Annotated in this window: 25 protein-coding genes; 24 read left to right on the top strand and 1 reads right to left on the bottom strand. The window is 35.3% G+C overall.

Annotated features, from left to right (window positions below):
- Positions 1–31: 31 nt before the first annotated feature.
- From RM541_RS09315 to RM541_RS09270, 10 genes are all read left to right on the top strand, one after another.
- Complete coding sequence (locus RM541_RS09315; protein WP_311499890.1) at positions 32–1,051, top strand: glycosyltransferase family 52; 1,020 nt, start codon at positions 32–34, stop codon at positions 1,049–1,051.
- Positions 1,048–1,923 carry a glycosyltransferase family A protein gene (locus RM541_RS09310; RefSeq protein WP_311499889.1) on the top strand — a complete coding sequence of 292 codons (876 nt, stop codon included), beginning with the start codon at positions 1,048–1,050 and terminating at the stop codon, positions 1,921–1,923. Before RM541_RS09315 ends, RM541_RS09310 begins: the two co-directional genes overlap by 4 nt.
- Positions 1,924–3,072, top strand: coding sequence for a glycosyltransferase family 4 protein (locus RM541_RS09305; RefSeq protein WP_311499888.1), 1,149 nt, complete (start codon positions 1,924–1,926; stop codon positions 3,070–3,072).
- 7 nt (positions 3,073–3,079) lie between these two features.
- Positions 3,080–3,943: a polysaccharide deacetylase family protein gene (locus RM541_RS09300; protein WP_311499887.1), complete on the top strand. Its 864-nt coding sequence runs from the start codon at positions 3,080–3,082 to the stop codon at positions 3,941–3,943.
- Positions 3,944–3,972: 29 nt separating this feature from the next.
- Positions 3,973–4,845 (top strand): GNAT family N-acetyltransferase, encoded by an 873-nt coding sequence (locus RM541_RS09295; RefSeq protein ID WP_311499886.1) that lies wholly within the window; start codon positions 3,973–3,975, stop codon positions 4,843–4,845.
- 11 nt (positions 4,846–4,856) lie between these two features.
- Positions 4,857–5,969, top strand: a complete 1,113-nt coding sequence (locus tag RM541_RS09290) for a glycosyltransferase (RefSeq protein WP_311499885.1) — start codon at positions 4,857–4,859, stop codon at positions 5,967–5,969.
- Position 5,970: 1 nt separating this feature from the next.
- The gene (locus RM541_RS09285; RefSeq protein WP_311499884.1) at positions 5,971–7,050 is read left to right on the top strand and encodes a glycosyltransferase family 4 protein; all 1,080 of its coding nucleotides are present in this window, start codon (positions 5,971–5,973) and stop codon (positions 7,048–7,050) included.
- 106 nt (positions 7,051–7,156) lie between these two features.
- Positions 7,157–8,266 carry a glycosyltransferase gene (locus tag RM541_RS09280; protein WP_311499883.1) on the top strand — a complete coding sequence of 370 codons (1,110 nt, stop codon included), beginning with the start codon at positions 7,157–7,159 and terminating at the stop codon, positions 8,264–8,266.
- 126 nt (positions 8,267–8,392) lie between these two features.
- Positions 8,393–9,334, top strand: a complete 942-nt coding sequence (locus RM541_RS09275) for a GNAT family N-acetyltransferase (protein ID WP_311499882.1) — start codon at positions 8,393–8,395, stop codon at positions 9,332–9,334.
- A gap of 99 nt (positions 9,335–9,433) precedes the next feature.
- A complete protein-coding gene (locus RM541_RS09270) occupies positions 9,434–10,558 on the top strand; it encodes a hypothetical protein (RefSeq protein WP_311499881.1) in 1,125 nt (374 codons plus the stop codon).
- A 147-nt stretch (positions 10,559–10,705) separates the two neighbouring features.
- On the opposite strand, the gene RM541_RS09265 is transcribed toward RM541_RS09270, so the two are convergent.
- Positions 10,706–11,425, bottom strand: a complete 720-nt coding sequence (locus RM541_RS09265; protein ID WP_311499880.1) for a DUF8692 domain-containing protein — start codon at positions 11,423–11,425, stop codon at positions 10,706–10,708.
- 151 nt (positions 11,426–11,576) lie between these two features.
- On the opposite strand from RM541_RS09265, the gene RM541_RS09260 reads away from it, so the two are divergent.
- The 14 genes from RM541_RS09260 to RM541_RS09195 all read left to right on the top strand — a co-directional run bounded on the left by RM541_RS09260 (position 11,577) and on the right by RM541_RS09195 (position 26,579).
- On the top strand, positions 11,577–12,551 hold the full coding sequence (locus RM541_RS09260; protein ID WP_311499879.1) for a polysaccharide deacetylase family protein: 975 nt from the start codon (positions 11,577–11,579) through the stop codon (positions 12,549–12,551).
- A 106-nt stretch (positions 12,552–12,657) separates the two neighbouring features.
- Positions 12,658–14,463, top strand: a complete 1,806-nt coding sequence (locus RM541_RS09255; RefSeq protein WP_311499878.1) for an ABC transporter ATP-binding protein — start codon at positions 12,658–12,660, stop codon at positions 14,461–14,463.
- Between the two features lie 11 nt (positions 14,464–14,474).
- Positions 14,475–15,386, top strand: coding sequence for a glycosyltransferase (locus RM541_RS09250; protein ID WP_311499877.1), 912 nt, complete (start codon positions 14,475–14,477; stop codon positions 15,384–15,386).
- A 50-nt stretch (positions 15,387–15,436) separates the two neighbouring features.
- Positions 15,437–16,990, top strand: a complete 1,554-nt coding sequence (locus RM541_RS09245; protein WP_311499876.1) for an aldolase catalytic domain-containing protein — start codon at positions 15,437–15,439, stop codon at positions 16,988–16,990.
- Position 16,991: 1 nt separating this feature from the next.
- Positions 16,992–17,678: an acylneuraminate cytidylyltransferase family protein gene (locus RM541_RS09240; RefSeq protein WP_311499875.1), complete on the top strand. Its 687-nt coding sequence runs from the start codon at positions 16,992–16,994 to the stop codon at positions 17,676–17,678.
- Positions 17,659–18,279, top strand: coding sequence for an HAD family hydrolase (locus tag RM541_RS09235; protein ID WP_311499874.1), 621 nt, complete (start codon positions 17,659–17,661; stop codon positions 18,277–18,279). The genes RM541_RS09240 and RM541_RS09235 overlap by 20 nt, the downstream gene beginning before the upstream one ends.
- On the top strand, positions 18,276–19,010 hold the full coding sequence (locus tag RM541_RS09230; protein ID WP_311499873.1) for a glycosyltransferase family 29 protein: 735 nt from the start codon (positions 18,276–18,278) through the stop codon (positions 19,008–19,010). The genes RM541_RS09235 and RM541_RS09230 overlap by 4 nt, the downstream gene beginning before the upstream one ends.
- A complete protein-coding gene (locus RM541_RS09225; RefSeq protein ID WP_311499872.1) occupies positions 19,007–20,179 on the top strand; it encodes a glycosyltransferase family 4 protein in 1,173 nt (390 codons plus the stop codon). Before RM541_RS09230 ends, RM541_RS09225 begins: the two co-directional genes overlap by 4 nt.
- 64 nt (positions 20,180–20,243) lie before the next feature.
- The gene (locus RM541_RS09220; protein WP_311499871.1) at positions 20,244–21,347 is read left to right on the top strand and encodes a glycosyltransferase family 4 protein; all 1,104 of its coding nucleotides are present in this window, start codon (positions 20,244–20,246) and stop codon (positions 21,345–21,347) included.
- A 56-nt stretch (positions 21,348–21,403) separates the two neighbouring features.
- A complete protein-coding gene (locus RM541_RS09215; protein WP_311499870.1) occupies positions 21,404–22,009 on the top strand; it encodes a sugar transferase in 606 nt (201 codons plus the stop codon).
- On the top strand, positions 22,009–22,620 hold the full coding sequence (locus RM541_RS09210; RefSeq protein ID WP_311499869.1) for an acetyltransferase: 612 nt from the start codon (positions 22,009–22,011) through the stop codon (positions 22,618–22,620). The genes RM541_RS09215 and RM541_RS09210 overlap by 1 nt, the downstream gene beginning before the upstream one ends.
- Positions 22,613–23,755: a DegT/DnrJ/EryC1/StrS family aminotransferase gene (locus tag RM541_RS09205; protein WP_311499868.1), complete on the top strand. Its 1,143-nt coding sequence runs from the start codon at positions 22,613–22,615 to the stop codon at positions 23,753–23,755. The genes RM541_RS09210 and RM541_RS09205 overlap by 8 nt, the downstream gene beginning before the upstream one ends.
- A gap of 15 nt (positions 23,756–23,770) precedes the next feature.
- Positions 23,771–25,753 (top strand): polysaccharide biosynthesis protein, encoded by a 1,983-nt coding sequence (locus RM541_RS09200; protein ID WP_311499867.1) that lies wholly within the window; start codon positions 23,771–23,773, stop codon positions 25,751–25,753.
- A gap of 67 nt (positions 25,754–25,820) precedes the next feature.
- Positions 25,821–26,579 carry a polysaccharide biosynthesis/export family protein gene (locus RM541_RS09195; RefSeq protein WP_311499866.1) on the top strand — a complete coding sequence of 253 codons (759 nt, stop codon included), beginning with the start codon at positions 25,821–25,823 and terminating at the stop codon, positions 26,577–26,579.
- Positions 26,580–26,585 lie beyond the last annotated feature (6 nt).

Here is a 26,585-nt window from a genome sequence, read left to right as displayed (position 1 = left end):
TTATCTTAGCTTCTGTAAAAATTCACCTCTAATGACATCGAAAAGAAAGAATCTTTTTTTGATAACTAACACTACCCATTATCTTGCTGTCAAAACATATATTGATACGCATTCTGATGCAGAAAATTTTATGGTATTAAACATTAGAAGGTTTCCTGGCCATGAAGATTTTTGCAATAAAATAAAACAGGATCCCGAGATTGAACTATTGGATGTTATCTATGTAGACCAACAAAGAAAACCTCCGTTTCATTATCTCGATATCTTTTCGACAATGTTTAATGTGAAACAAATTAAGGGGAAGCAAAAATCTTTTGATAATGTCTTTTTCTCGAATTACAATTCCTGGATTCAGCATTACATTTTAAAGCAGTACAACCCAAGGAAAACAATTTTGATTAGTGATGGTAGTGGGATCATACCTATTGCTTCATTGAGGAAAGAAGATAAAACCATTCCATTTAAAGGCAGTAAGTTTTTCATCAACAAAATTCTTGGTTTATCGCCTGTAGAACAGTTGCATTTTTATTCGCCCTGGGAACTGGATGTTGCAGCATCAGATTCTGTAGAGGTTTTTAATTTTAAGTCTTCCGCTACTACAAAAATCAAGAAAGATAAAATCTATTTTGTAGGGAGTCCGCTTGTAGAACTTGGTTATCTTGATAAAGAAAAACACCTTGCTTATCTAAAAAATATTAAGAGTCGGTTTCCAGAAGGGGAATTCTCCTACTTTTCCCATCGCCGGGAAAAAGATGGAAATTTGAAAGATTATGAATTCTTCGGAAAAATTGTTCGTGACAACATCCCTTTTGAGGAGAGAATGGAGGTGGAAGAAGAATTGCCAGGCACGGTGATTTCTTACATCTCTTCAGTATTGATAAACCTGCCGCAGGTATACCCACAATTGGAGTTTCACTACCTTTCCTTAGGTGAAGGAGATATTCCTGAAGGTACCAACTTCAAAGAACGTTATGATACATTGGAAGGAAATTTCAAAAAAATGGAAAGGGATAATTTCAAGGAATTAAAAATTAAACAAATAAATTTATGAAGGATTTTTCAGTTATAATACCTACTTACAATAATGCAGTTACAGTAATTACCTCTATCAAGTGTGTTATTGATCAGACATTTACTAATTGGGAATTAGTTATTGTAGATGATGGTTCGACGGACGATACAGAAAAGCAAATTGCTCCATTTTTAGAAGATCAAAGGATAAAATATGTAAAACAGAAGAATCAGGGAGATACTGTAGCCAGGAATCACGGAGCTTCTTTGACTACGGGAGAGTTCATTTGTTTTCTCGATAGCGATGACAAAGTTACTAATAATTGGTTACAAGATTTTTATGATTTAAAGAAGCCCAATACAGGATATATAAGTTGTGGCTGGATTGCCAGGGGAAAAAAATCTTTTCCAGCACTAAAAGACAAAATTTCAAAAAATAAATATTCATCTTTATCAGGCACATTTTCGGTAAGACGGGATATTTTTAGGGAAGTAGGCGGGTATGATCCACTATTAATTCAAAGTACTAACTGGGAATTTACTGCTCGGGCTATTAAATGCTGTGAAAAACACAATCTTAGTATCGATTACACAAATAACTGCAATTTTGAGTACACTATACATAGTGATCCTTCTAAGATATCTATGCGAGATGGAAAAAGAGCAGAGGCTACTCTATATATGCATAATAAGTATAAAGATTCCGGAGTTCTTCATTTCAGGAAAAATGGTTTTTTAAACTCTTCAGCAATAAACTATGTGAGGGTAGGTGAAATAAAAAAGAGTCGAAAGGTTTTCCACAAGTTATTAAAAGAAGATTTTTCATTGAAAAATATTGCAAATGTAATAGCTTTCGAAATTCCGTTTGTAAGAAGAAAATTGTGGGGGAGAAAACTTCCTAAAAAAAAATAAATGAAAGTATTATTTGTAATTGATACCATAAATGGATCGGGTGCAGAAAGAAGCCTTGTAGAAATTTCCCAGCACTTTACCAATTACACCCCTGTCTTCGTGCACCTTTACAAAGGTGACCAACTAAGGCCAAACTTGGAAGATGCAGGTATAAAAGTGTATTCCTTGGAAAATCCGGGGCCCAGGAATTTTTCAAAGGCAGCAAAGGAACTGGGAAAAATCTATGAAAAGGAGAAGCCAGATATTATTCATTCTACTTTATTTAGATCTGATGCTGTGACACGTAAGCTAAAATCGAAGTATGACATTCCTTTGATAAGCAGTTTTGTAAATAATTCTTACAATAGACTGCGTTTTCAAAATCAGCCGCTTTCCATGCAACTTAAATTGAAGATGGTTCAGTTATACGATACCTATACTTCAAGAAAAGTGGATTATTTTATCTCAAATTCTGAAACTATAAAACAATCAAAGGCGAAATCTACGCTGGTGAATTTAGATAAAGTAAAAGTGATCTACAGGGGAAGGGATGTCGATAAGTTTGCGAACGTAGGAAAGTCGGAAGAGTTGGTAGGATTAAAAAGATCCCTTGGTATAACCAATCAAAAAGTACTTTTAAATGTAAGTAGGCTTATTGAAAGAAAGGGGCAGTTGGACATGGTAAATGCGATGCCGGCTATTTTGAAAAAATTTCCAGATACGGTACTACTAATCGCTGGGCATGGAGTTTTTGAAGAAAAATTGAATAAACGGGCAAAGGAACTTGGTATTGAAGATAAAATCAAGGTATTGGGCAGACGACCCGACGTGCCACAACTACTGGCTATTGCAGATATTTTTTTGTACCCCAGTTATTTTGAAGGTTTGCCTGGTGCTTTGATTGAGGCAATGTTAACCGAAAAAATCATTGTTTGCTCCGATATTCCTGAAAATATGGAATGTGTAGATGAAAATTCTGCCGCTATATTTAAGAGGGGGGACATAAAAGAACTCACCGAAAAAGTATTGGCTGTAATGGGGGGTGAGCAAAAGTTTAAAGCATTGGGAAAAAATGCCAGAGAGATTGCTGTAGCAAAATTTGATATCAATCAAATAGCAATGGAATATGAAAAGACTTACGACCAATTGATAGCATCAAAAAGACGTTAAATAGGGTATGAGAGGTAAAGTTTATTCAGCATTAAGCAGCTTCCATTTCTTTTTTAAAAAGAAATATGCCAACAGGTTGAGGGTTCTCGCCTATCATACAGTGCCAGATGAAATGGCATTTGAGAAGCAGGTAATTTATCTCAAATCCCAGTACAATATTATTAGTATAGAGAATTTGCAGTTGCATTTCCGCAAAAACATGCCATTACCTAAAAATCCGTTATTGATCACTTTTGATGATGGGGATGTTACTGTTCTTAAAAAGGGCTTGCCTGTATTAAAGAAACATAGCCTTAGTAGCTGTTTGTTCATCATCACGGGATTGATAAATACCTCAAAAGACGTTTGGATCAAAAGGATCGAAGCCAAGGAAATGAAAGAAGGTAAATCCTACCTTCAGGCAAGGGGAGTGGTAAAAAATTTTAAACAAATTTCCAATCTTGAACGTGTTGGGAGAATGGAAGAATATCCCGAAGTGTATAAGCCACAATTGACCATCGAAGATTTGAAGGAAATGAGCCAAAGTGGGATGTTTATAGCAAACCATACCCACAGCCATCCCATGCTCGATAAATGTACTCCTGAAGAAATTTCAGAAGAACTAACGCAAGCAAAAGAAGTTTTTGATGGTTTGCAGCTCCCAGGGTTTTATGTGTTTGCTTATCCAAATGGAAATGCCGATGAACAAACCACTAAAATATTAAAAAATTTCAGGATGGAACTTGTGTTTCTGTTTGACCACAAGATCAATAAAAAAAACATGGATCCGCTTAATATTTCACGCATTAGGGTTGATAGCGATACTGAAATGACAGAATTTAAAGCTAAAGTTTCCGGGGCACATCCATTTTTGTTCCATCTGAAAAAGTAAAACGATCAATTTAATCAACATCTGTAAATATGCTGAAGTTTAGAAAAATAGATTACGATAAAGATGTCGATGAAATCATCAAACTTTTAAACGCAAATTTTGAAACCGATCATGCAAAAGAAGCCTTTCTTTGGAAACATTTTGCCAATCCTTTCGGGCAATCATATGGCTTGCTTGCAGTAGATAATCATAAAATTGTTGCGTTAAGGATGTTTATGAGGTGGGAATTTATCTGTGACAATAAAATCATAAAAGCTATTCGTCCTGTAGATACCTGTACAGATCATGCGTATAGGGGAAGAGGACTGTTTAAGAAAATCACACTTCAGGGGCTGGAAAATATCAGGGATGAATATGAACTTATATTTAACACGCCAAATGAGAACAGCAAACCTGGCTATTTGAAAATGGGATGGAAACCCATAGATGGCAACTTTAGCTATAAAGTCGGACTAATAAACTTTTTGAAAAGAGCAGAAAAATTTGAGGAAATTCCTTCTAGCAAAATAGTCTTTGATAAATTATGGGTGGAAGAGTTTCCCTGCCAAACAAATATTTCCAGGGCATACCTGGAATGGAGGTATGCAGACGAAGCTTACAGAATAGCAAAATTTGATGATGGTGGGATTGTTGTCTACAAGCTAACAAAGTTGAAAGGGATCAAAAGCATTATTTTAGTGGATTCCTTTGGGGACAAACAAAGAAGTACCCAAAGACTCATTTCTGTTTGTTCAAAAAATAAAGCAAAAGCAGTTTATTTCTTGGAAAACCAGAAAAACAAACACCTTAAATTCCTATTGAAGTTAGATCGGGGCACGCAAGCAGTGGTCAGCAAAGATGATGAATTTGGAATTAGTGGTAAAATTGCTTTTTCTGTAGGGGATTTAGAAGGTAGAATATAAAAAAGGAGTAAATGAAAATTCTTCAGTTAGTAACAAAGAGACAATATAGGGGAGCAGAAGTTTTTGCCGCAAACCTAAGCACCGAACTTCTCAAGTTGGGGCATAAAATAGTATTTGCTGGTTTATACAAAAATGAAAAAGATGTATTGGAAGTAGAGGGTGCAGAGAACCTGGATCTAAGCCTGATGAAAAACGTTGCTTTTTCCCCAGCCCTTGTCCAAAAAATAGTCCAACTAGTAAAAAAGTCAAAACCCGACGTCATTCAGTGTAACGGATCTGATACATTAAAATATATGGTCGCAGCTTCTTTTTTTATTCCCCGAACCCCTTTGGTTTACCGCAATATTAGTATTATTAGTGAATGGTTGTCCAACACCCCAAAAAAGCTACTTTACAAAAAAATTTTTTCCAGGATCGATCATGTTTCTTCTGTTGGGGAAGAGGCAATAGAAGATTTTATCCGGACTTTTGATTATCCCGAAAATCAAACTTCAGTAATTAGAAGGGGGATTCCTATTAAAGAAGTCATCTCTTTGTCCCGGCAGAGTTTAAAAGAAGGACTAAATATTGGTAAAGAAGATAAAATTGCAATGCATATAGGAAATTTCAGCCCTGAGAAAAACCATCTGTTTTTACTGGATATTTTTTCAGAATTGAAAACAGAACAGCCTGAAGTAAAATTGGTATGTGTTGGAAACGGTGTCCTTTTTGAAAAAATCAAAAATGATATTGAAGAAAGGGGCTTGGAAAATACGGTCTATCTCCTTGGGTTTAGGAAAGACATTCCAGAACTCCTTTCTGAAGCAGAGTGTTTTGTATTAGCAAGCAAAGTAGAGGGTGTTCCTGGGGTTATTTTGGAAGCAGCTGCCCAGAGTGTACCATCTGTTGCCACAAATGTGGGCGGTGTATTTGAAGTACTTAAAGATGGCGAAACTGGATTCATGATAGATAATTTTGATAAAAAACAATTTAAAGAAAGCTTGTTAAGCATAATGAACGATTCCCATTTGCGGGAAGAAATGGGCAAGAAAGCCTATGACCTAGTGCAGGAAAGTTTCAATCCTGTCAAAAATGCTTTACGCTTTGAGTCTCTTTATAAACAATTGGATACAAAAAAAGCTTAAGTTGAGAGTACTTCAATTAATACAAAAAAAGCAATACAGGGGGGCAGAAGTGTTTTGTTGTCAACTCTCCAATCATTTAATAAGTCTTGGGCATGAAGTTGAGGTATACAGTATCTATGATGGTAAAGCTTCGCTGCCACTTCATCATAAACAAGTAAAAACCCTTGCCCGACCTAAAAGCAGAAGGTGGATTGATTATAAAGGGTGGATTGATTTGGCACACATTATTGAGGAGTTCCAACCAGATATTGTTCAGGCAAATGCTGCAGATACCCTGAAATATGCAGTTCTGTCCAAGTTCTTTTTTAATTGGAAAAATCCTTTAATATATAGGAATGCAAGTGCTTCCAGTTTTTATGTGAAAACCCCATTTTCAAGAAAAATAAATGAATTCCTATTGAAAAGAGTAGATGCAATAATATCGGTATCTAAAGCTTCCAAGAATGATTTAAACAAGTTGTTTCCTTTTACTACCACGATGACTTCTGTTGTTCCTGTAGGAGTGGAAGAGAATAGTTTTTTTGGGGAAAATCCTTTTAAACCAGAATCCCAGAATAAGAAAAAACTGCTCCATATTGGATCTTTTACCAAAGAAAAAAACCATTATGGAATAGTGGATATTTTTCAGCAGATAATAAAGAAGGAACCGTCAACAGAGCTCCATTTAATTGGCGAGGGGGTACTAAAGGACAAAATTCGACAAAGGGTAACTGCTTTAAACCTTCAAACTTCTGTTTTTTTTCATGGGGAAGTGGAGGACCCCACTGCATATCTCCAATCTTCCGATTTGCTTATGTTGCCTAGTTTAATAGAAGGGCTTCCGGCTGTTGTTGTTGAAGCTATGTACTTAAAATTACCAGTGGTGGCTTATAATGTGGGTGGTATTTCTGAAATATTAGGCAAGGATACAGGTTATTTGATCAAAAAAAACGATGAAAATTCTTTTGCAAGCGCAGTTCTAAAAGAACTGGAACATCCTGATAAAATGAAAGTTGAAACAGCATATAAGGTAGTATCAAAGCATTTCAAGAACAGGGAGATTGCCAAAGAATTTTTAAAAATCTATAAGGAAATCCGTTAGTGGTCAACTTACCTTCTCTTTTTACAATATGGGCTGTTAATTTATATTAAAAGCTTGTTGGCCACCTGCAATAAAGTAAATTTGTGGAAGAATAATCCAATCTTAAATGCGCAAAATCAAAATCCTTCATATCATTAAATCATTGGGAAGGGGAGGGGCAGAAATGTTGCTCCCAGAGACCCTTAAAATCCACGACACAAATAAATTTGAATTTCATTATATTTATTTTTTGCCATGGAAGGATCAAATGGTAAGTGCGCTGGAAGATGCGGGGGGGGAGGTGACTTGTATGGATGCCAAAAACAACATATATCTTTTTTTGCGTTACAACAAGGTTATTGATTATTGTAAAAGGGAAAAAATTGATTTAATACATTGCCACCTTCCCTGGGCCGGATTTTTAGGTCGGTTGGTGTTCAAAAAAACCGGTATCCCTGTCCTTTATACCGAACATAATATGCAGGAACGTTACCATGTGATTACAAAGAAAATCAATAAATCTACTTTTAACCATCAAAGTATGGCTTTTGGTGTTTCTGAAGATGTAACAAATTCCATAAAAAACAACATACACCCATCTATTCCTGTAAAAACACTTCTCAATGGTGTAAATACAGATTTCTTTACTAGAAAAGGGGACACATCTATACGGAAGGAATTGGAAATCCCAACAGAAGCAATTGTACTAGGCAATGTGGCTGTATTCCGGTTCCAAAAACGATTGAAAGAATGGCTCCAGGTTTTTGCCAAAGTCCAGGCATCCAATCCAAATGTATATGGGATTATTGTTGGGGCGGGACCTCTGGAAAATGAAATTAAAGAAGTATTCAATAATTTAAATTTAGAAGGAAAGGTTTTCTTTCCCGGACTTCAAACCGAAGTGAAGCCTTTTTTCGAAGCCATGGATATTTTTATGATGAGTTCCTCATTTGAAGGCTTGCCTATTGCACTTCTGGAAGCTATGAGTATGGAGTGTGCTGTTATTGCTACTGATGCGGGAGGAATCAAGGAAGTTGTTATCAATGGGGAAACTGGGCTCACTTGTAAGGTAGAAGCTTGGGAAAAATTGAATGAGCTGGTTCAGGTTTTGCTGGATGACCCCGCAAAACTTAAAAAATATAAAATTGCTGCGAGAAAGAGGGTTATTGAGGCTTTCAGCCTAAAAACAATGGTAGGAGAACTGGAAAGCCATTACAATTCAGTTTTGGAAAGTTAATCCAATGAAAATGGTAGGCTTATAAAATTCAGGAAAAACTTTAAAAATGTACTTCCTGAGCATTATGTCCGAAAACCTGTTTTACCAGATATCATTTAGTTAAATATTTAAATTATTAGTCAAAAGATGGAGATAAGGGAAGGGACAGAGAAAGATATTCCTGAAATTTTAAAAGTACTCAAGGCAAGTTTGGGTGAGACTTCTTCAAAAAAAACAGAAGAAGTTTGGAGGTTCAAGCATATTGACAATCCTTTTGGCAAATCATTGACCTTGGTAGCTATTGAAGCTGGGGAAATGATAGGGGTAAGGGCTTTTATGCGGTGGCAATGGCAAAAGGGGGACAAACTCCACACCACTTTTCGGGCTGTAGATACTGCCACGCATCCCAAACATCAAGGTAAAGGGGTTTTTAAAAAACTTACCTTACAAGCAATAGAGTTGGCAAAACAAGAAGGGGGCCATTTTATATTCAACACCCCAAATCAACAAAGTCTACCTGGCTACCTAAAAATGGGATGGGAAAAGGTAGATAAACTCAGGGTTCAAATCCAACCTACTTTTCCGTTAAATTGGTTGTCCAATAAGACAACTGATTATATTACAGAAATTGCAACTCCTTCTCAAAATATAAATACATTGTGCTCTAATACCAATGAAGATAAGGTGAAGGAGGCTAAATATTTTACCCCAAAATCAAAAGAGTATCTTAGATGGAGATATGAGGATAACCCCTTACAAAAATACGAAGTAATAGCCAAGAGTTCATTTTATATGGCAGGTTATGTAAAGGAGCATAAATATTTCAGGGAATTAAGGATTGTGGAAGTTTTGGTTGGAGATGAAGGGGCATATAAGAATGTCAAGAAAATTATTTCGAAGTGGGCTAAAAAATTTGGGGCCGCTTTTATTTCAATGGCCAATGAAGATGCTTTTGGCAATTTATTTTTAAAAGGGAATTATGGTCCAGTGATGACGGTACGGAAATTAAATCTTCCAGATGATGAATACAGGAATTTATTGGAACTGAATCATTTTAATTACAGTTTGGGCGATTTAGAATTATTTTAAATGGTAGGAGCGATATTCTTAGCAATAGTCCTCTATCTGGTAAATCAGGGGATATTTGGTTTTTTCAAGAACAGGCACAAGTTTTTTTCTGTTTCTTTAATGAACCAGTTATACTTTTATCACCTTATTTTTTGGCTGACCTATTATCTCTATGCTTTAAATAATCCTTCAGATTCAAAAAACTACTACAACAACACACGTGCATATACAGGGGAATGGTTGGATCTTTACGGTACCAGTACCACTTTTATGGATTTTATAGCCTATCCTTTCACAAATTGGATGGATTTGCCATATGTGGTTGTAATGGTGATATTTGCATGGATTGGATATTTAGGCTTTATCTTCACTTATCTTTTTTTTAGGGAAAATATTCCTATAAAAATCAAATTGTTTAAACGGTTCGATTTTCTGTTTATACTTATGTTTTTGCCAAACATGCATTTCTGGACCTCTTCTTTGGGAAAGGGATCTGTTATTTTTCTTGGCATAATGATGTTTGTATATGCCTTAAAAGCCCCAAAGAAAAGGTGGATGATCCTTTTAGTGGGTTCTTTAATCACTTATCATGTGAGGCCGCATGTATTCATGTTTATGGTAGTAGGGGCAGGGCTTGGTTTTATGAGCGGGAACAAAAAAATATCTATGGCCCAAAAAGTAGGGGCTTTTGTGGCAATGATTGGATTACTTGTAGTAATCCAGGATAAGGTATTGGCGGTGGTGAACCTTGGTGGTTCAGAGAATGTGGTAGATGATTTTCAGGATTTTACATCCACAAGGTCTCAAGGACTTAGTGAAGATGCTGGATCTGGTGTAGATATGGCTAGTTATCCCCTGCCGGTTAAATTGTTTACCTTTTGGTTCAGGCCTTTGTTTATTGATGCTCCAGGTTTTCTGGGACTTATTGTTTCTGCAGAAAACCTTTTATATCTTCTTATAACATTTAAAATTGTAAAAAAGGATTTTATCTCTTTTTTAAAGAAATCCCCACCTCTTGTAAAGACAAGTTTTATCGTTTTTTTTATGACTTCTCTGGCAATGACTTTTGTAATGTCAAACCTCGGGATCATCATGCGACAGAAATCTATGGTAATGTATTTTCTCTTTTTTGTGATTTACTATTATTTAGCAGAAAAGAAATACAAGAAAATTGTAAAACTTCGGAACCTTCGATTGAGAAAAGAGCAGGTAGCTGAGTTAAACAAGGTTCAAGTTCAACAATGATATAGGTTTGGATTGAGGAGAACAGTTAGCCAATAAAAGTTCAAAAATTCTTTAATTTTCAAATTGAATTAAAAAAATATCCCGAAGTGTAGCATTTTGAAATGCTACACTTCGGGATATTCTGGATAAATAACAGCTTTATTTTATTTAAAATTGCTCAGTTAAATTAGAAATTATCTTTTTTTCTAGCATGTACAAACATATTGTATAGCCGACAATCAAGCTTCCGGCGAATAATTCTCCCGCATCTTCTATGATAGTTAATACACCAGAGCCTGGCATAGTTTTTAGGAAACTGTGTAGCATATCTACTCCAACCCCAAAGAAAACCAATACCCCTACAAGTATTAATAGGTGCAAGGTAACCTCTTTGGTTTTCCTGTCTCCAAAAAACAGGGAATGTATAAAAGGCAAAACAAAAGTAGCACCAAGCATTGCCGCTACCGCTAATTCACCAAAATCTTGAGATCTAAGGCCTAAAGTACTGGGAATATTGAAATGACCAACCAAGTTTGCTCCAAAAGATTCGTGAAATGCAAAAGCATCATCAATGAACAAAACGAGAAAAAACAAAGACCAAATAAGGTAGATGCCTTTTCTTCTTCTAGCAGAGAAAGCAATAAGCAATAAAGCAGCTCCAATAAATTGGAAATACTGGAACATTTCTGCATAGCCAAAATCCATGTCCAATCTAAAAAATAATCTGTCCTCATTTGTTACAGGCAGGAATAAGCTGTAGAAATGTAGGAGAATAAAAAATAGGTCAACAGAAAATAATAATATTAATATTTTCTGGACTACAGGAAAATAATTGTTAATTTTTAAAGTTCCCGGAATCTGTTGAATAGATGAAATAAGTTGTAACATGAAATATACTTATTGTTGTAAAAATATTCACATAAATATATCATTCTCTTAATGTTACGATAATACATTCTTAAAGTTTTTATAACAAGTAAAAAGGAATAGAGACTGCAGTTTGTTTTCTTTAACTTTGTGTAGGAAGAAATAAAGCTTTATGGAACAAAACGGATTTTTTGTTATCTCTTTAGATTTTGAATTACTTTGGGGAATTTTTGATAAAGTAGACTACAAAAGGAAAAACGTATATTTTGAAAACACGAGATTTGTAATTCCCAAAATTCTTGATTTGTTCAAGGAATACAACATACATTGCACGTGGGCTACAGTTGGGATGCTCTTCAACTTTAACTGGGAGCAATGGAATTACAATATTCCTAAAACAATTCCAGAATATAGTAATCGCTCCTTATCTGCATATAAATATGGGAAATCTATTAATTCTGCTGAAACTGAATTCTACTGTTTTGCCAAAGAAATCATCCAAAAAATAAATGCCACTCCCAATCAGGAAGTTGGTACTCATACATATTCCCACTATTACTGTTTGGAACAGGGACAAGACCTTGAATCGTTTGAATCCGACCTCAAAAAGGCCATTGAACTTGCGAAAGAGATGAACATTGAACTGAAATCCCTTGTTTTTCCAAGGAACCAGTTCAACAGTGATTATTTAAAGGTTTGTAAAAAGTTGGGTATTGAAAATGTGAGATCTAATCCTGATAATTGGTATTGGAGAGACCCCCAAAATAACTCTCTAAAAACAAAGGTATTTAGGACTGGAGATGCGTATATTGGAATTAACGATAAATCTTACTCCCCAAGTTCAATAAAAAAAGAAGATAAAAAACCGTTAGCTCAAAAAGCCAGTCGACTTTTACGTCCCTACTCTGAAAATAAAATTTTGAATGATCTAAAATTGAGAAGAATAAAGTCTGAAATTACCACAGCTGCTAAGAATGATGAGATTTATCATTTATGGTGGCATCCTCACAATTTTGGAAAGAATCCTGAAGGTAATTTGCATGATCTAAAAGTTATTCTTGAGCATTTTAGGAGCTGCAGTCAAAATTATAATATGTCTTCTTTGAATATGATGGAAATTAATTCCAAATTATTTAGCGCAGAGTGAAACTTTTTATTTTACAAAAATTTTTTGTTATCCTGTAATTAGATTATCGAGCGAGAAATTCAATTAGAGCTAATATTAGTACATTTGAAAATATTAGAAATTTTGAATGACAGGAAATTCACTGGTGGAATATTGGCCCAATTATTTCAGATTTTTTTACAAATACCTGGAATATAGGATTTTTATAGCAATCACTTTAAGTCTGCTAGTTGGAATTCTTGATGGTATAGGAATAGCTCTATTTATACCTTTATTTCAGCTAATTTCCGAAGGAGGCGCCGAAAATGCTATGAAGGATACTTCTCAGCATAGCGATATGGTAACTACTTTTTTCATTGATATTCTTGAAATTCAGCCCACGCTACTCAATATATTTTTGCTTATTTTTATATTCTTTAGTCTGAAAGGTCTTGCCAAATTTTTTGAAACTTACATGCGAATTCTATATCAGCAATATTTTATGCGAAAGATTAGAATCTCTAATATTAGCCTTTTCAGCAAATTTGATTTCGTAAACTTTCTGCAGGCTGATACTGGGAGAATCCAGAATTCTTTTAGCGCAGAAATACAAAGAGTGAATACAGCCTATAAATATTATTTAAAATCTATTCAAACAGCGGCGTTGGTTTTAGTTTATATAATATTTGCATTTAGTTCTGATTGGAAATTTACACTTCTGGTTCTTGTTGGTTCTTTCTTTCTTAATTTTTTATTCAAATTTTTCTATAAGCGTACCAAATTTTATTCCAGGAGATATACCCAAGAAACTCATAAATTTCAGAATTTGCTTGTTCAAACTGTATCTCTTTTTCATTATTTAAAAGCTACCGGCTTGAGTGGTAAATATGTAGGGAAACTAAAAGAAAATATTTTAAAGGTAGAACTTTTGCAAAAGCGGCAGGGAGTGGTGGATTCTATTCTTGCAGGTTTGCGTGAGCCCCTTATCATTTTCGTTATTTTTCTTGCAATTTTTATTAATATTTATGTATTTAAAGAAACTTTGGGTGCAATTTTGCTAAGTCTTTTGTTGCTTTATAGAGCTATAACCTTTTTTATCAGTATGCAAGAGCAATGGAATTCATTTCTGGCGGTATCGGGTTCTTTAGATAATATTGCACTCTTCACGGCTGAATTGGAGGAAGGACAGGAAAAAAGCGGAAGTGTCTTGTTTTCCCGGCTCCAGAAAGATCTAAAAATGCAAAATCTTTCTTTTGGCTTTGATCAGAAAGAACTAATATTAAAAGACATTGATCTTAAAATTGTTAAAAATGAGACCGTCGCCATAGTGGGCGAAAGCGGTGCTGGCAAATCTACTTTAATGAATATTTTGTGTGGATTGTTGAAACCAACAAATGGAGTTTACAACATAGACAACATTGACATTACAGAACTTCACTTAGAAAGCTTTAAAAAAAGAATTGGCTACATTGTTCAGGATGCCGCAATTTTTAATGATTCGATTTACAACAACGTGACATTCTGGGCTTCTAAATCTGAGGATAATTATTACAGGTTTTTAAAGGCTATAGAACAAGCAGCTATTTTAGATTTTACTATGGCACTTCCTCAGAAAGAAGAGACTATACTAGGTTCTAACGGAATTAACATTAGTGGTGGGCAAAAGCAACGTTTGGCTATAGCGAGAGAGCTTTATAAAGAAGTTGATATTCTCTTTATGGATGAAGCAACGTCTGCACTGGACGGTGAAACTGAGGCAGTGATACAACAAAATATTCAGCAACTCCGTGGGCAATACACTATTATAATCATCGCTCATAGACTCTCCACAGTTAAGAATGCAGACAAAATTGTCCTTATGCAAAATGGAGGTATAATAGCAACGGGGAAATTTGAGGAATTGTACAAGAACTCCAACGTTTTTCAGGAAATGGTTGAGCTTCAGAATTTATAGAAGAATAGTAAATGGATAATAGCAAATTTGCAGCCTTTATTGTCACTTATGAGCGTACGGAAACTCTCTTAGAAACTATCTCAATAATTAGAAATCAGTCCTTTCCTCCTCATTATCTTCTTATTGTTGACAATAGCATTTCTTGTAATACCGAAAATGCTCTTAAAAAATATATTTCAGAATCTTTTCAGTACTACAAAGTGGGATATAACAGCGGGCCGGCTGGAGGTTCAAAAGTTGGATTGCGAAAATTGGCAAATTTGGGCTATGACTGGATTTACTGGGGTGATGATAATAATCCTCCACGTGATCAAAATGTTTTTCAGGAAATGTTCGGCGGTATTCGTCAGAAGATACTTACCGCTAAATTAGGCGCATTTGGAGGAAAAGGAGGAACTTTTAACAAATGGACAGGAAGAGTGAGATCCCTTGATAACAAAGTATTGAGAGCTATGGATTTCGCATCAGTAGATTTTATTGCAGGAGGTCAAACTTTGATTGTAAATGCAGAGGTGGTGAGGCAGGGAATAGTACCGGACGAAAAATTATTTTTTTCTTTTGAAGACCTTGATTTTTGTCTTAAAATAAAGGCAGCAGGATATGCACTTTTTGTAGATTCCAAACCCTGGTTAAGAGTAAGAATGAGGGACAACTACAGGTCCGATAATTACAGGTGGAAGGGATCTTCTTTTGGTACAAATTTTTCCTTTCCCAGGGAGTATTATAGTACGAGGAGCTTATTAAAAATTCTTTATAAAAATCACTTTTATATAGCTTTTCTTTACAATCTACTTAAAGCTATTGCAAAAATGTTGTTGGGTTTTAGGTTTGGCTGGAGCTACGGCAAAAGAATAGCATTAATTCAATTTTTTGCAATAAAGGATTTTATCTTTGGCAATTATGGGAAACAGATGGATTTATAATCCTTATTTTAAATAGTCAGAATTATTACCTTTATAAAAAATAAATTTTTATGGTGAATCCGGGTGGAAGAACAGTCCAACTTCTTGATTGTACTTTACGCGATGGAGGTTACTATACAAATTGGGATTTTGATGAGCGTTTAGTTGAGCAGTATTTTCAGACAATGAATAGCTTGCCAATAGATTATATAGAAATTGGTTATAGATCGAAGCCCAAACAGAGCTATAAAGGCGGTTATTATTACCTTCCTAAGTATCTTCTTGACAAATGCAGAAATAGAACATCAAAGAAATTGGCAATTATCATTAATGAAAAAGAAGTACTTGTAGAGGAAATAGTTGAACTTCTAAAGCCTTGTATAGGCATTATTGAGATGGTAAGATTAGCTGTAGCCCCGGAAAATCTTGAAAGAGCAATAAGATGTGCTGAAGTGGTAAAAGAACAGGGATTCTTAATATCCCTTAACTTGATGTATGCCAGCAAATGGGAAGAAAAATTGTACGTCTCAGAAAGTTTTAAATATTTAAACGGGGTATTAGATTATTTCTATGTAGTTGACTCCTATGGGGGGATGACGCCTAACGAAGTTACCAATATCTTTAATAAACTTAAAGAGAAGCTTTCTGTCGATTTAGGATTTCATGGGCATAACAACATAGAAATGGCATTAATTAATTCTCTCGCAGCTATTGATGCAGGTGCAGTTTTAGTAGATGCAACCGTTTGCGGAATGGGACGTGGTGCCGGAAATCTTAAAACTGAGTTATTGCTGAGTATTTTGCATAGGAAATATGAGGTTCCAGTGGATTTTGATATACTTAATGAACTCGTCGAGAGTTTTTTAGATCTGAAGGAAAGGTATAAGTGGGGAACAAACTTACCATATATGCTTTCCGGCGCATTTTCTTTACCGCAAAACACGGTTCTGGGAAGGGTTAAAAAGAGATTTTTTTCACTGAATTCCATTGTAAGAGGAGTCTCTTCAACATCTTCTCCTACTGTTGGAGATTTTGATTTTCCTGTATTTAGTCCTGTTAAAAATTTTGCTAAAGTCATGGTGGTGGGTGGCGGTAGTACGCCTCAGGAATTTGCTGGTGCAATAAAAGAATATCTTAAAGAGAATTCGGAAATTTGCGTGATTCATTCGAGTTCAAGGAATTTAAAGATCTTCCTTAATTTACCAAATCATCAATTTCATTGCCTTTCAGGAAAAGAAATTCACAGACTGGAGAAGAAACTTCATTCGGGAGACCGAAGTAAAAGGATTTTCCTGATTTCTCCACAGGCAGGAGAGACAATTCAAGATGGATTTTCTTCTAAGTTTGAAGGACTTTTTGAAGTGCTGGAAAAAGGATTTTTTCAGGAAAAATATGATTTATCCACTACAGCAATGGCTATGGATATCGCAAGTTGTTTAAACGTTCAAGAAGTAATGTTTATAGGATACGATGGTTATACAGGTAGGGTTTCTCCAGAACAAATGGAGCTTTTTGAAGAAAATCAGGAGATATTTAATGAAGCAAAAAGAAAAGGTTTAATGGTTTTTTCTCTTACTCCCAGTATGTACAAGATAAGTTCAAAATCGATTTTTTCACTTTTATAGTATGGCAATTTCAATATTTCTACCTGTGCGGAAGGGAAGTGAACGCGTTAAAAATAAAAATACAAGAAAGTTTTCTGTTTTTAAGGGAGGATTGCTGGAATTAAAGCTCAGGCAGCTAAAGGAGGTCCGGGGAATATATGAAATTATACTTTCAACAAATGATGAAATTTGCAGGAAAATAGGTGAGCAGTTTCAGCAACTTATTCCAAGCTTAAGGATAGAGCAACGTCCAGATTTCTTGGGTAGTGCAGATACAGATCTGGAAGACCTGATAAAACATGCAGGAGAATTGGCAAATTTCGATGATATTTTATGGACACACGTTACTTCCCCGCTTTGTGGTGCCGCCAATTATGAAAATGCTGTTAAAAAATACGCTGAAAACCAGAAACTCGGATATGATTCTTTAATTTCGGGCATAAATTACAAGGATTTCCTTATTGACAGGAATTCCGGCAGGCTCGTAAATAATCCCGGAAGCCTGAAATGGCCTAGGACACAAGATTTAGCTGATTGGTTTGAGTTAGATAATGCGATATTCATTACCTCCGGGAGCAATTTTAAAAAAGGGAAAAGAACAGGCGAAAAGCCGTATCTGCTGGAGCATAATAAAGTAAATTCTATTGACGTAGATTATAAAGAAGATTTTTTTATAGCTGAAGCTGTTTATGAGAGAATTTATAGGTAAAGAAATTATACTATGGGATTTTGACGGTGTGATAGTGGACTCTATGGCCGTTAGGGAAAAAGGATTTCTAGAAGCTTTAAAAGATTTTCCTGAAGAAGAGGTCAATCAATTAATTAGTTATCATAAAAAGAACGGCGGATTGTCCCGCTACGTTAAATTCAGATATTTCTTTGAAGAAATAAGGAAGGAAGAGGTCCACGAGAAAAAAGTAAAGCAATTATCTTTTTCCTTTTCTGATATAATGAGAAAAAGCCTGATAGATAAGCGTATTTTAATAGGAGAGGTTGTGGGATTTATAAAAAACCATCAGGAAGATTTTAAAATGCATGTAGTTTCCGGTTCCGATGGGGAAGAGCTAAGATTTTTATGTACTCAATTAGGAATTTCATCTTATTTTTATTCCATAGAGGGTTCTCCCACGCCAAAAATTGAATTAGTAGAAAATCTCCTTCAGGAATATAAATATGAAAAGAAAAAAACTTGTTTAATCGGAGACTCAGTTAATGACAAGGAAGCTGCCGACCGGAATGGAATAGATTTTTACGGATATAATAATGCTGAGTTAAAAAAGGGAAACGTCTATATCAATTCATTCGGATGAGATTCAGAAGAAATCTGTATGCATTTTATTTAATGGCAAATTCCCTTAAGACTTTTGTGCCCGAAGAAGAACTGAAGGGGAAAAGAGTGGCTATAGTCGGAGCTGCAGATTCTGTTTTTAAGGAAAGCAATGGGAAATACATTGACGATCATGACGTAGTGGTGAGGATAAATAAAAGTCCGCATACCTGGAGGGAAGACCAATCACAGCACGTGGGGTCAAAATTCACATTATTGTACCATAGTTTTTTTGAAAATGATTTTAGTGGCGGCGGAAAGATTGATTGGAACATGTTCAAAGAAATGGGTATCCAAAAAGTTATAAACCCAAATCCTACCAAGGAAGGTTTACTTGCTCATTTTAGTTATTATAAAAGGCATTTTTCTGTTGAGAAAACCTATATGTTGAAAAGAAAAAACTACTATTTCTTTAAAAAGGAGCTGAAAGGTTTTACCCCAACTGTAGGATATGCAGCATTAGCCTCCATATTGCAGGCAGAATGTAAAGAGGTTTTTATCACCGGATTTACATTTTTCAAAACACCTTATGCCGGTAATTACAGGCCAGGGTTGGAAAAAATGGATGCTAATAAGGAACATATACAAAATCAGGGGCTTCACAATCCTGACCTTGAACTCAAGGCATTCAAAAATGATCTTAAAATAGCAAGATGTAAAAAAGTGATTTTGGATGAAATATTGGGGAAGATAATTGAAGGAGAAAAGGTATGAGACTTTTGTACTACAGCACTTCTTTTTATGCCAGTCATGGGGGTAGGATACAGGCTATTGAATTTTATGATCATCTGGAAAAGCTCGAGATCATAGAGGAAAAGGCGATTTTTCCTGGTGGAGCAGGCAAGGAAAAAACAGAAAAGAATTTCAGAGAGGCAATTCGTAAAGTTCTCCGGAAAATTCCTCTTTTGCAGATGCTTTTATTTTATAGAAGAAATAATTTTCACCTAAAAGGTTTAGAAAAGAAAATAAAGGAATTTCACCCCGATGCTATTCTTATTCAAATTGATTCAAATTTTCTTCAGATTAGGAAGATCAAAAAGACTTTTCCCGAAATTCTTGTCTGCACTCAAATTAACGGTTCCCCTTTTGATGAACCATTTAAAAAGATAGCGTTTAGAGACAGATTTTTACGTTTGCAAAGAAGAGCTTATGAAATGTCAAATCTCAACATATTTATTTCTGATGTTTCCAGGAGAAAGATCATGGGAAATGCTTTTGATCCTTCGAGGGATATAGTTATTGAGAACGGAACTGATCCGCACAAATTTTTTCCGATTTCAGACAAAATGGAACTTCGGAACAAATGGAACTTTCCGGTCAAAAGATTTATTCTTGGCTATGTAGGCACTTTAGATTTTCATAAACATTTATTAGATCTAGTTGAGGCGTTTCATGACGTTTCTCAAACACATTCTTCCATAACGCTTGTAATAGTGGGTGACGGCCCTGCATTCTCTCAAATACAACGCAGAATAGAGACTTTAAATCTGGAACACACTATTATTTTAAAAGGATGGGTGGACCACAAATATATTAACGAAATTATTAACTGTTTTGATGTAGCTGTGCACCATTATGCCAATAGTTATATGAACCCCTTAAAAGTTTATGAATTTCTGGCTGCTGGTTTGCCTGTTGTGGCTCCAAATATTCCTTCCGTTTGTGAGGCTTTTCAGGACGGAAAAGACCTTTTACTTACAGGACACAAAAAGGAGGAACTAAAAGAAAAGTTGCAACTGATTATAAATGATGGCAGCCTTAGAAAAAGGTTATCTTATAATCAGCATTTAATAAGAAATGTTGAAAAAGATTACACATGGGAACACTATGCGGAACGTATAGTAAATAATATTAATAAGAAAATAGCGAATAAAGTTGAATAAATTAATACGAATTACAACCGTACCCCTCTCCCTAGAAAAGCTTTTAGAAGGCCAATTGAGCTTTATGAGTCGTTATTACAGTGTCACTGCAGTTTCTGCCGAGAAAGAACGTTTGGAGCGATATGGAAAAAAAAATGGTATTCATACTTTTCATGTTGACATGACCCGGGCTATTACACCCTTTAAGGATTTAAATGCAGTGCTTAAATTATATAAGTATTTTAAAAAAGAAAAGCCTCTTATAGTTCATACCCATACACCAAAGGCTGGAATTGTGGGTATGTTGGCTGCCAGACTAGCTAATGTGCCCATTAGGTTGCATACTGTGGCAGGATTACCCCTCTTGGAAACAACTGGTACTAAAAGGAAGATACTGGAGCAGGTTGAAAGAAGAACATATTCCCTGGCCACTAAGGTTTACCCTAACTCAAAAGGTCTACAAAAAATAATTTTACAAGAAAATTTCGCACCATCTTCAAAGTTAGAAGTTCTTGGCAAAGGGAGTTCGAACGGAATTGACACAGGCTACTTTAACCCAGAATTGTATTCAAATCAGGATAAAGTTGATCTGAGAAAATCTTTAGGTATACCAAACTCTGATGTTGTATATATTTTTGTGGGCCGCTTAGTGTCTCAAAAGGGTCTTAATGAACTTATAGCGGCATTCCAAAAGTTATTAGAAATTTATTCCAATGTGTCACTATTATTGGTTGGGGATTATGAAGAGAACCTGGATCCACTAGAGAAAACGACGTTGCAAATAATAGAGAAAAATACCAAAATAATTACCACAGGTTATCAGGAGGATGTACGGCCCTATTTTGTTGTTGCCGATGTATTAACCTTTCCCAGCTACAGGGAAGGATTTCCCAATGTGGTAATGCAAGCTGGTGCAATGGATTTACCTGCTATTGTTACGGATATTAACGGTTGTAACGAAATTGTTCAAAATGAAGAAAACGGGCTTGTAATTCCGTTAAAAAATGAAGAAGAATTGTTAAATGCAATGCTTAAATTCGCAAAAGATAATAATCTTGTAAAAAGAACTAAGAACAAAGCACGTAAAAATATTATGCAAAATTTTGAGCGGGAGGAATTTTGGTCAATTTTATTAGAAGAATATGAGATTCAGGAAGAGAATTTAAGGCTCGAAAATTATAGTAATTAAATTATATCTGAAGAGGAACTTTTTAAATACCAGAAGCTTCAATAGTTAAGTAGTAAATGTATATAAGAATTTTTAAACCATTAATAGATACAGTTATTGCTTTCACAGCATTGTTAGTTCTCAGTCCTTTATTATTGATAATTTTTCTATTACTGACTCTTGCTAACAATGGAAAGCCATTTTTTCTTCAGCAGAGACCTGGTAAGTATGGTGAGATATTCCATATTGTGAAATTTAGAACAATGACTGATGAAAGAGATCGAAATGGGGACTTACTTCCTGATGATCAGCGATTAACTGCCGTTGGAAAGCTGGTGAGAAGAACTTCTGTTGATGAAATTCCGCAGTTAATAAATGTATTGAAAGGGGATATGAGCTTAATCGGGCCAAGACCTTTATTGCCGCAATATCTTCCATTATATAATTCCAGACAACAAAAGAGACATCTAGTTCGACCCGGTATAACAGGATGGGCTCAGGTAAATGGTAGAAATGCAATTGGCTGGACAAAAAAATTTGAATATGATGTTTGGTATGTTGAGAACATCTCTTTTAAACTCGATATGAGAATTTTACTTAAAACCTTTAAAAAAGTTTTAATATCTGAAGGTATAAATTCAAAAGACATGGCTACAACTGAACCTTTTAATGGTCATAACTAATGAATATATATGGAGCAAGTGGTCATGCCAAAGTGTTGATTGAGATTATTCATTCTTTTGGAGGTAGTGTAAATTACATTTTTGATGATGATCCGGAAATAGAGAAAGTTTTGAATTACCCGGTATTTCATGAAATTTTACCTGAGATGATAAAGTTGCCGACGGTAATTGGGGTTGGGAATAATATTATTAGAAAAAAAATTAGTCTGAAATTTCAAGGAGCTTTTACAGATGCTTTAATTCATCAATCAGCTGTAGTTTCTGAATCGGCTCAACTTGGCAAAGGCAGTGTTCTTATGGCTAACTCTGTGGTAAATGCACAGTCTGTTATTAAATCTCACTGTATAATAAACTCCGGGTCTATAATCGAACATGATAATATAATTGATCATTTCGTTCACGTTTCTCCTGGTGCTGTACTCACGGGTAATGTTACTCTGGGAGAAGGAACACATATAGGAGCGGGAGCAGTGATACTTCCAGGTGTTAAAATTGGTAGATGGGTTACAGTAGGAGCGGGAGCCTTGATTCTCAAGGATGTACCTGATTTTGCCGTTGTTGTTGGAAATCCTGGAAAGGTAATAAAGTATAATACTGTTAATAATGAATGAAAAAAAAATATGGCTTTCCTCACCACATATGGGAGGAAATGAGCAAAAATATGTAGATGAAGCTTTTAAGGAGAACTGGGTGGCACCTTTGGGACCAAATGTAACTGGTTTTGAAGAGGATATAAAAAAATACCTGAAAAAGGATGGAAGTAAAAATGAAGTTGCGGCTTTAAGTTCTGGTACTGCTGCACTTCATTTAGCTTTAATATTGTTAGGTGTCAAGCGAGGGGACGAGGTTATTTGCCAAAGTATGACTTTTGCTGCATCTGCTAATCCTATAGTTTATCTTGGAGCTACTCCTGTTTTTATCGATAGCGAAGAAGATACTTTAAATCTTTCTCCTGAATATCTTGAAGAAGCAATAAAGGATCGAATAACAAAAGGAAAAAAACCAAAAGCAATTATTGCGGTGCATTTATATGGAATGCCTTATAAAGTTGAGGAAATACACGACATTGCTGCGCAATATGAAATTCCGGTTATTGAGGATAGTGCTGAAGCTCTTGGTAGTTCCTATAAAGAACAGAAATGTGGTACTTTTGGTGAAATTTCTATTTTATCCTTTAATGGCAATAAAATAATTACAACTTCAGGTGGGGGTGCCTTGATTGCCAGAAATTTGGAAGTGAAAAAGAAAGCTGTTTTTCTGGCTACTCAGGCAAGAGATGATGCTCCACATTACCAGCATAGTGAAATAGGATATAACTACAGGATGAGCAACATTTGTGCAGGTATAGGAAGGGGCCAAATGGAGGTTTTAGATGATCATGTTAATAAGAGACGTGATATGCATCAGTTTTATAAGAACATTTTTAAAGGAGTAAGTGGTATAAAAATTCATAATGAGCCCGATAATACTTATTTTTGCAATCATTGGTTATCTGTTATATGTTTTGAAAGTAGCTCTAAAGAATTTTCGAGAGAAGGTTTACGTATGCATTTAGAGAAAGAAAATATTGAAAGCAGGCCTTTGTGGAAACCTATGCACCTGCAGCCAGTTTTTTCGGAAGCTCCTTATTACGGAGGAACAATAGCCGAAAAGTTGTTTCAAAATGGACTATGCCTTCCTTCCGGCTCAAATTTAACGCAAGAAGATAGAGCCCGTATATCTGGATCTGTTCAAAATTACATTTAATAGGAATTCTTCCAAATGAGTAATAAATCAAATACAATTTATAAGAAGCTCACTACAGGACCAGACAACGCCCTGAACCTGAGAAACATCAAATATCTGCCGAGGTGGGTAGTTTTTTTAATTGATATAGGTTTAGTTTCACTCTCTTCTGTTTTTACAGCCTTTATATTGCTAGATCTTACATCTAATGTTTACGGATTGGGAGATATGGCAGATAAAGGAGTTATTATTCTTTTAGTCCATATCTTCTTTTTCTATATTTTTAAAACTTACGCCGGGATCATCAGGTATTCTTCCAATATAGATGCCCTAAAGTTGCTTCTGGCAACTTTAAGTTCTTTCTTTACGCTGCTAATTATTAATTTAATAACCACCCTGGTAATTCATCAAAAAATTTTCCTTTTTGGTGCTCTCCTTATAAATTTATGGATATCTTTTTCGTTGCTTTTTCTCTTCAGGCTGGCAGTAAAGCAGATATATGAATATTTTAAGTTCGTACAAAAAGATGAGAATCTAATAAAAGCGGTAATTCTTGGAGCAGATGAGAATGCTATTTCTATTGCTGGTGCTTTAGATATTGAACATCCCAGGAGATTTAGAATCGTTGGATTTTTAACCAATGAAAAGCATAATAAAAGTATTAGGCTTCTGGATAAACCCGTTTTAACATATGGGAAGCATGTCCATGAACAGGTGAAATCGTTAAAAGCTGATGCTGTTGTTTTTTCAGAAAGTAAATTTTCAGCGGAAGAAAAATTTAAAATTGTAGAGAACTGTTTAGAGCATGGAGTAAGTGTCTATAATGCACCTATAGTTTCCACATGGGGAGAGGATAAACCCCTAGCTCAAAAGGTTCAAAGTCTTCAAATTGAAGATCTCTTGGATAGAGAACCTATTCAATTGGATGTTCAGAATAAAATTGATCAGCTAACAGGTAAAACTATTCTTGTTACCGGAGGTGCAGGTTCCATAGGAAGAGAGATTGTAAGGCAGGTTGCAGCATATAATCCAAAACGACTTATTATTTTAGATCAGGCTGAAACTCCGCTGCATAATGTACAACTGGAGGTTGAAGCTAAATTTCCTGACCTTGATTATAAATGTATAATTTGTGATGTAGGAAATAAGAGAAGGCTTGATCTAATGTTTCAGAACAACAATATAGATGTGATCTATCACGCAGCTGCATATAAACATGTACCTCTAATGGAGCAAAATCCGCATGAGGCAATATTCGTAAATATAGCAGGTACAAAAAATCTTGCTGATCTCGCGCTCAAATATGGTTCGGGACATTTTGTTATGGTTTCTACAGATAAAGCGGTAAACCCTAGTAATGTAATGGGGGCTTCTAAAAGAGCTGCGGAAATGTATGTACAGTCCCTTTACCATAACCAGAAAACGAATGGTATAGAGACTACAAAGTTTATTACCACCCGTTTTGGTAATGTTCTGGGCTCTAATGGTTCAGTCGTACCGCTATTTAAGAGGCAGATAGAAAAAGGGGGTCCTGTAACTATAACACATCCGGGGATTATTCGGTATTTCATGACCATTCCTGAAGCTTGTCAATTGGTACTGGAAGCTGGTGTCATGGGAAATGGAGGCGAAATATTTGTTTTCGATATGGGAGAACCGGTTAAAATAATGGACCTGGCGATTAAAATGATAAAATTAGCAGGTTATGAACCTAATAAGCACATAAACATTAAAATTACTGGCCTTCGTCCAGGTGAAAAGCTGTATGAAGAATTGTTAAATAATGAAAGTAAAACATTGCCAACACACCATAAAAAAATTATGATCGGTCAGGATGTGGTTCGGGATTATGATACTATTAATGAAAAGATTAATAAGGTAATCAAATCTGCTAATAAACTTAAAAGCGATAAGGTTGTTGCTAAATTAAAAGACCTTATTCCGGAATTTATTAGTAATAATTCATCGTACCAGAAACTGGACAGAGTAGTAGATAATAGTGCTGAAAAACTGCATTAACAGAATTTCGGGTTAAAACAGTAGTAGTATTGCTTTATCATCATATATTTGCATTTTTAAAATTATTATGAGAAAGAGTCTTTTTATCATTCTTCTTGTTGGGATACTTTCCAGCTGTGCCACAAGAGATGAAATAATTTATTTCCAGAATCTAGAGGAATTGGAGAATATGGAAGCAATCGAACATTTTGAGCCTCACATAGAAGTTAATGATGTTCTGGATATCCAGGTTTCTTCTTTTAACGAGGAGGTAGTGCAGCCTTTCAGGTTTAATATTAACAGTCAATCGGGAGGTGGAAATAATAACCAGAGTCAGGGCCCTAGGGGATATATGGTAGAGGTTGATGGAACAATAAAATTTCCCGTCTTGGGAAAACTTGATGTAGAAGGTTTGACCCGGAGGGAATTGGAAGAATATCTTACAAATGAATTGCAGGCTTATGTGACCGATGTTACCGTCCGGGCCCGTATAGTAAATTTCAGGGTAACTGTGCTGGGGGAAACAGGAACATCAGTTTTGCAGATTCCAAATGAAAGGGTTACAATGCCTGAACTTATTGCTATGGCAGGTGATATTAGCTATGGCGGTAAAAGGGAAAACATCCTGGTAATTCGTGACAACAATGGTAAAAAAAGTTATGGGAGGGTGGATATGACCGATGTGGATGTTTTTCAAAATCCTTATTATTTTTTAAAACAGAACGACATTGTGTATGTGGAACCTACATATAGAACGGTTAAATCTGCCGGTTTTATAACCAGTTGGCAGGGTCTTGTTTCTATTGCCACCACCGCTTTTAGTTTAATTTTACTTTTTACCCGATAAAACTTC

The organism is Autumnicola psychrophila (assembly GCF_031846645.1).
Taxonomy (GTDB): Bacteria; Bacteroidota; Bacteroidia; order Flavobacteriales; family Flavobacteriaceae; genus Autumnicola; species Autumnicola psychrophila.
The sequence above is the reverse complement of the archived record's forward strand: the minus strand, read 5'-3'. Positions and strand labels throughout refer to the sequence as shown.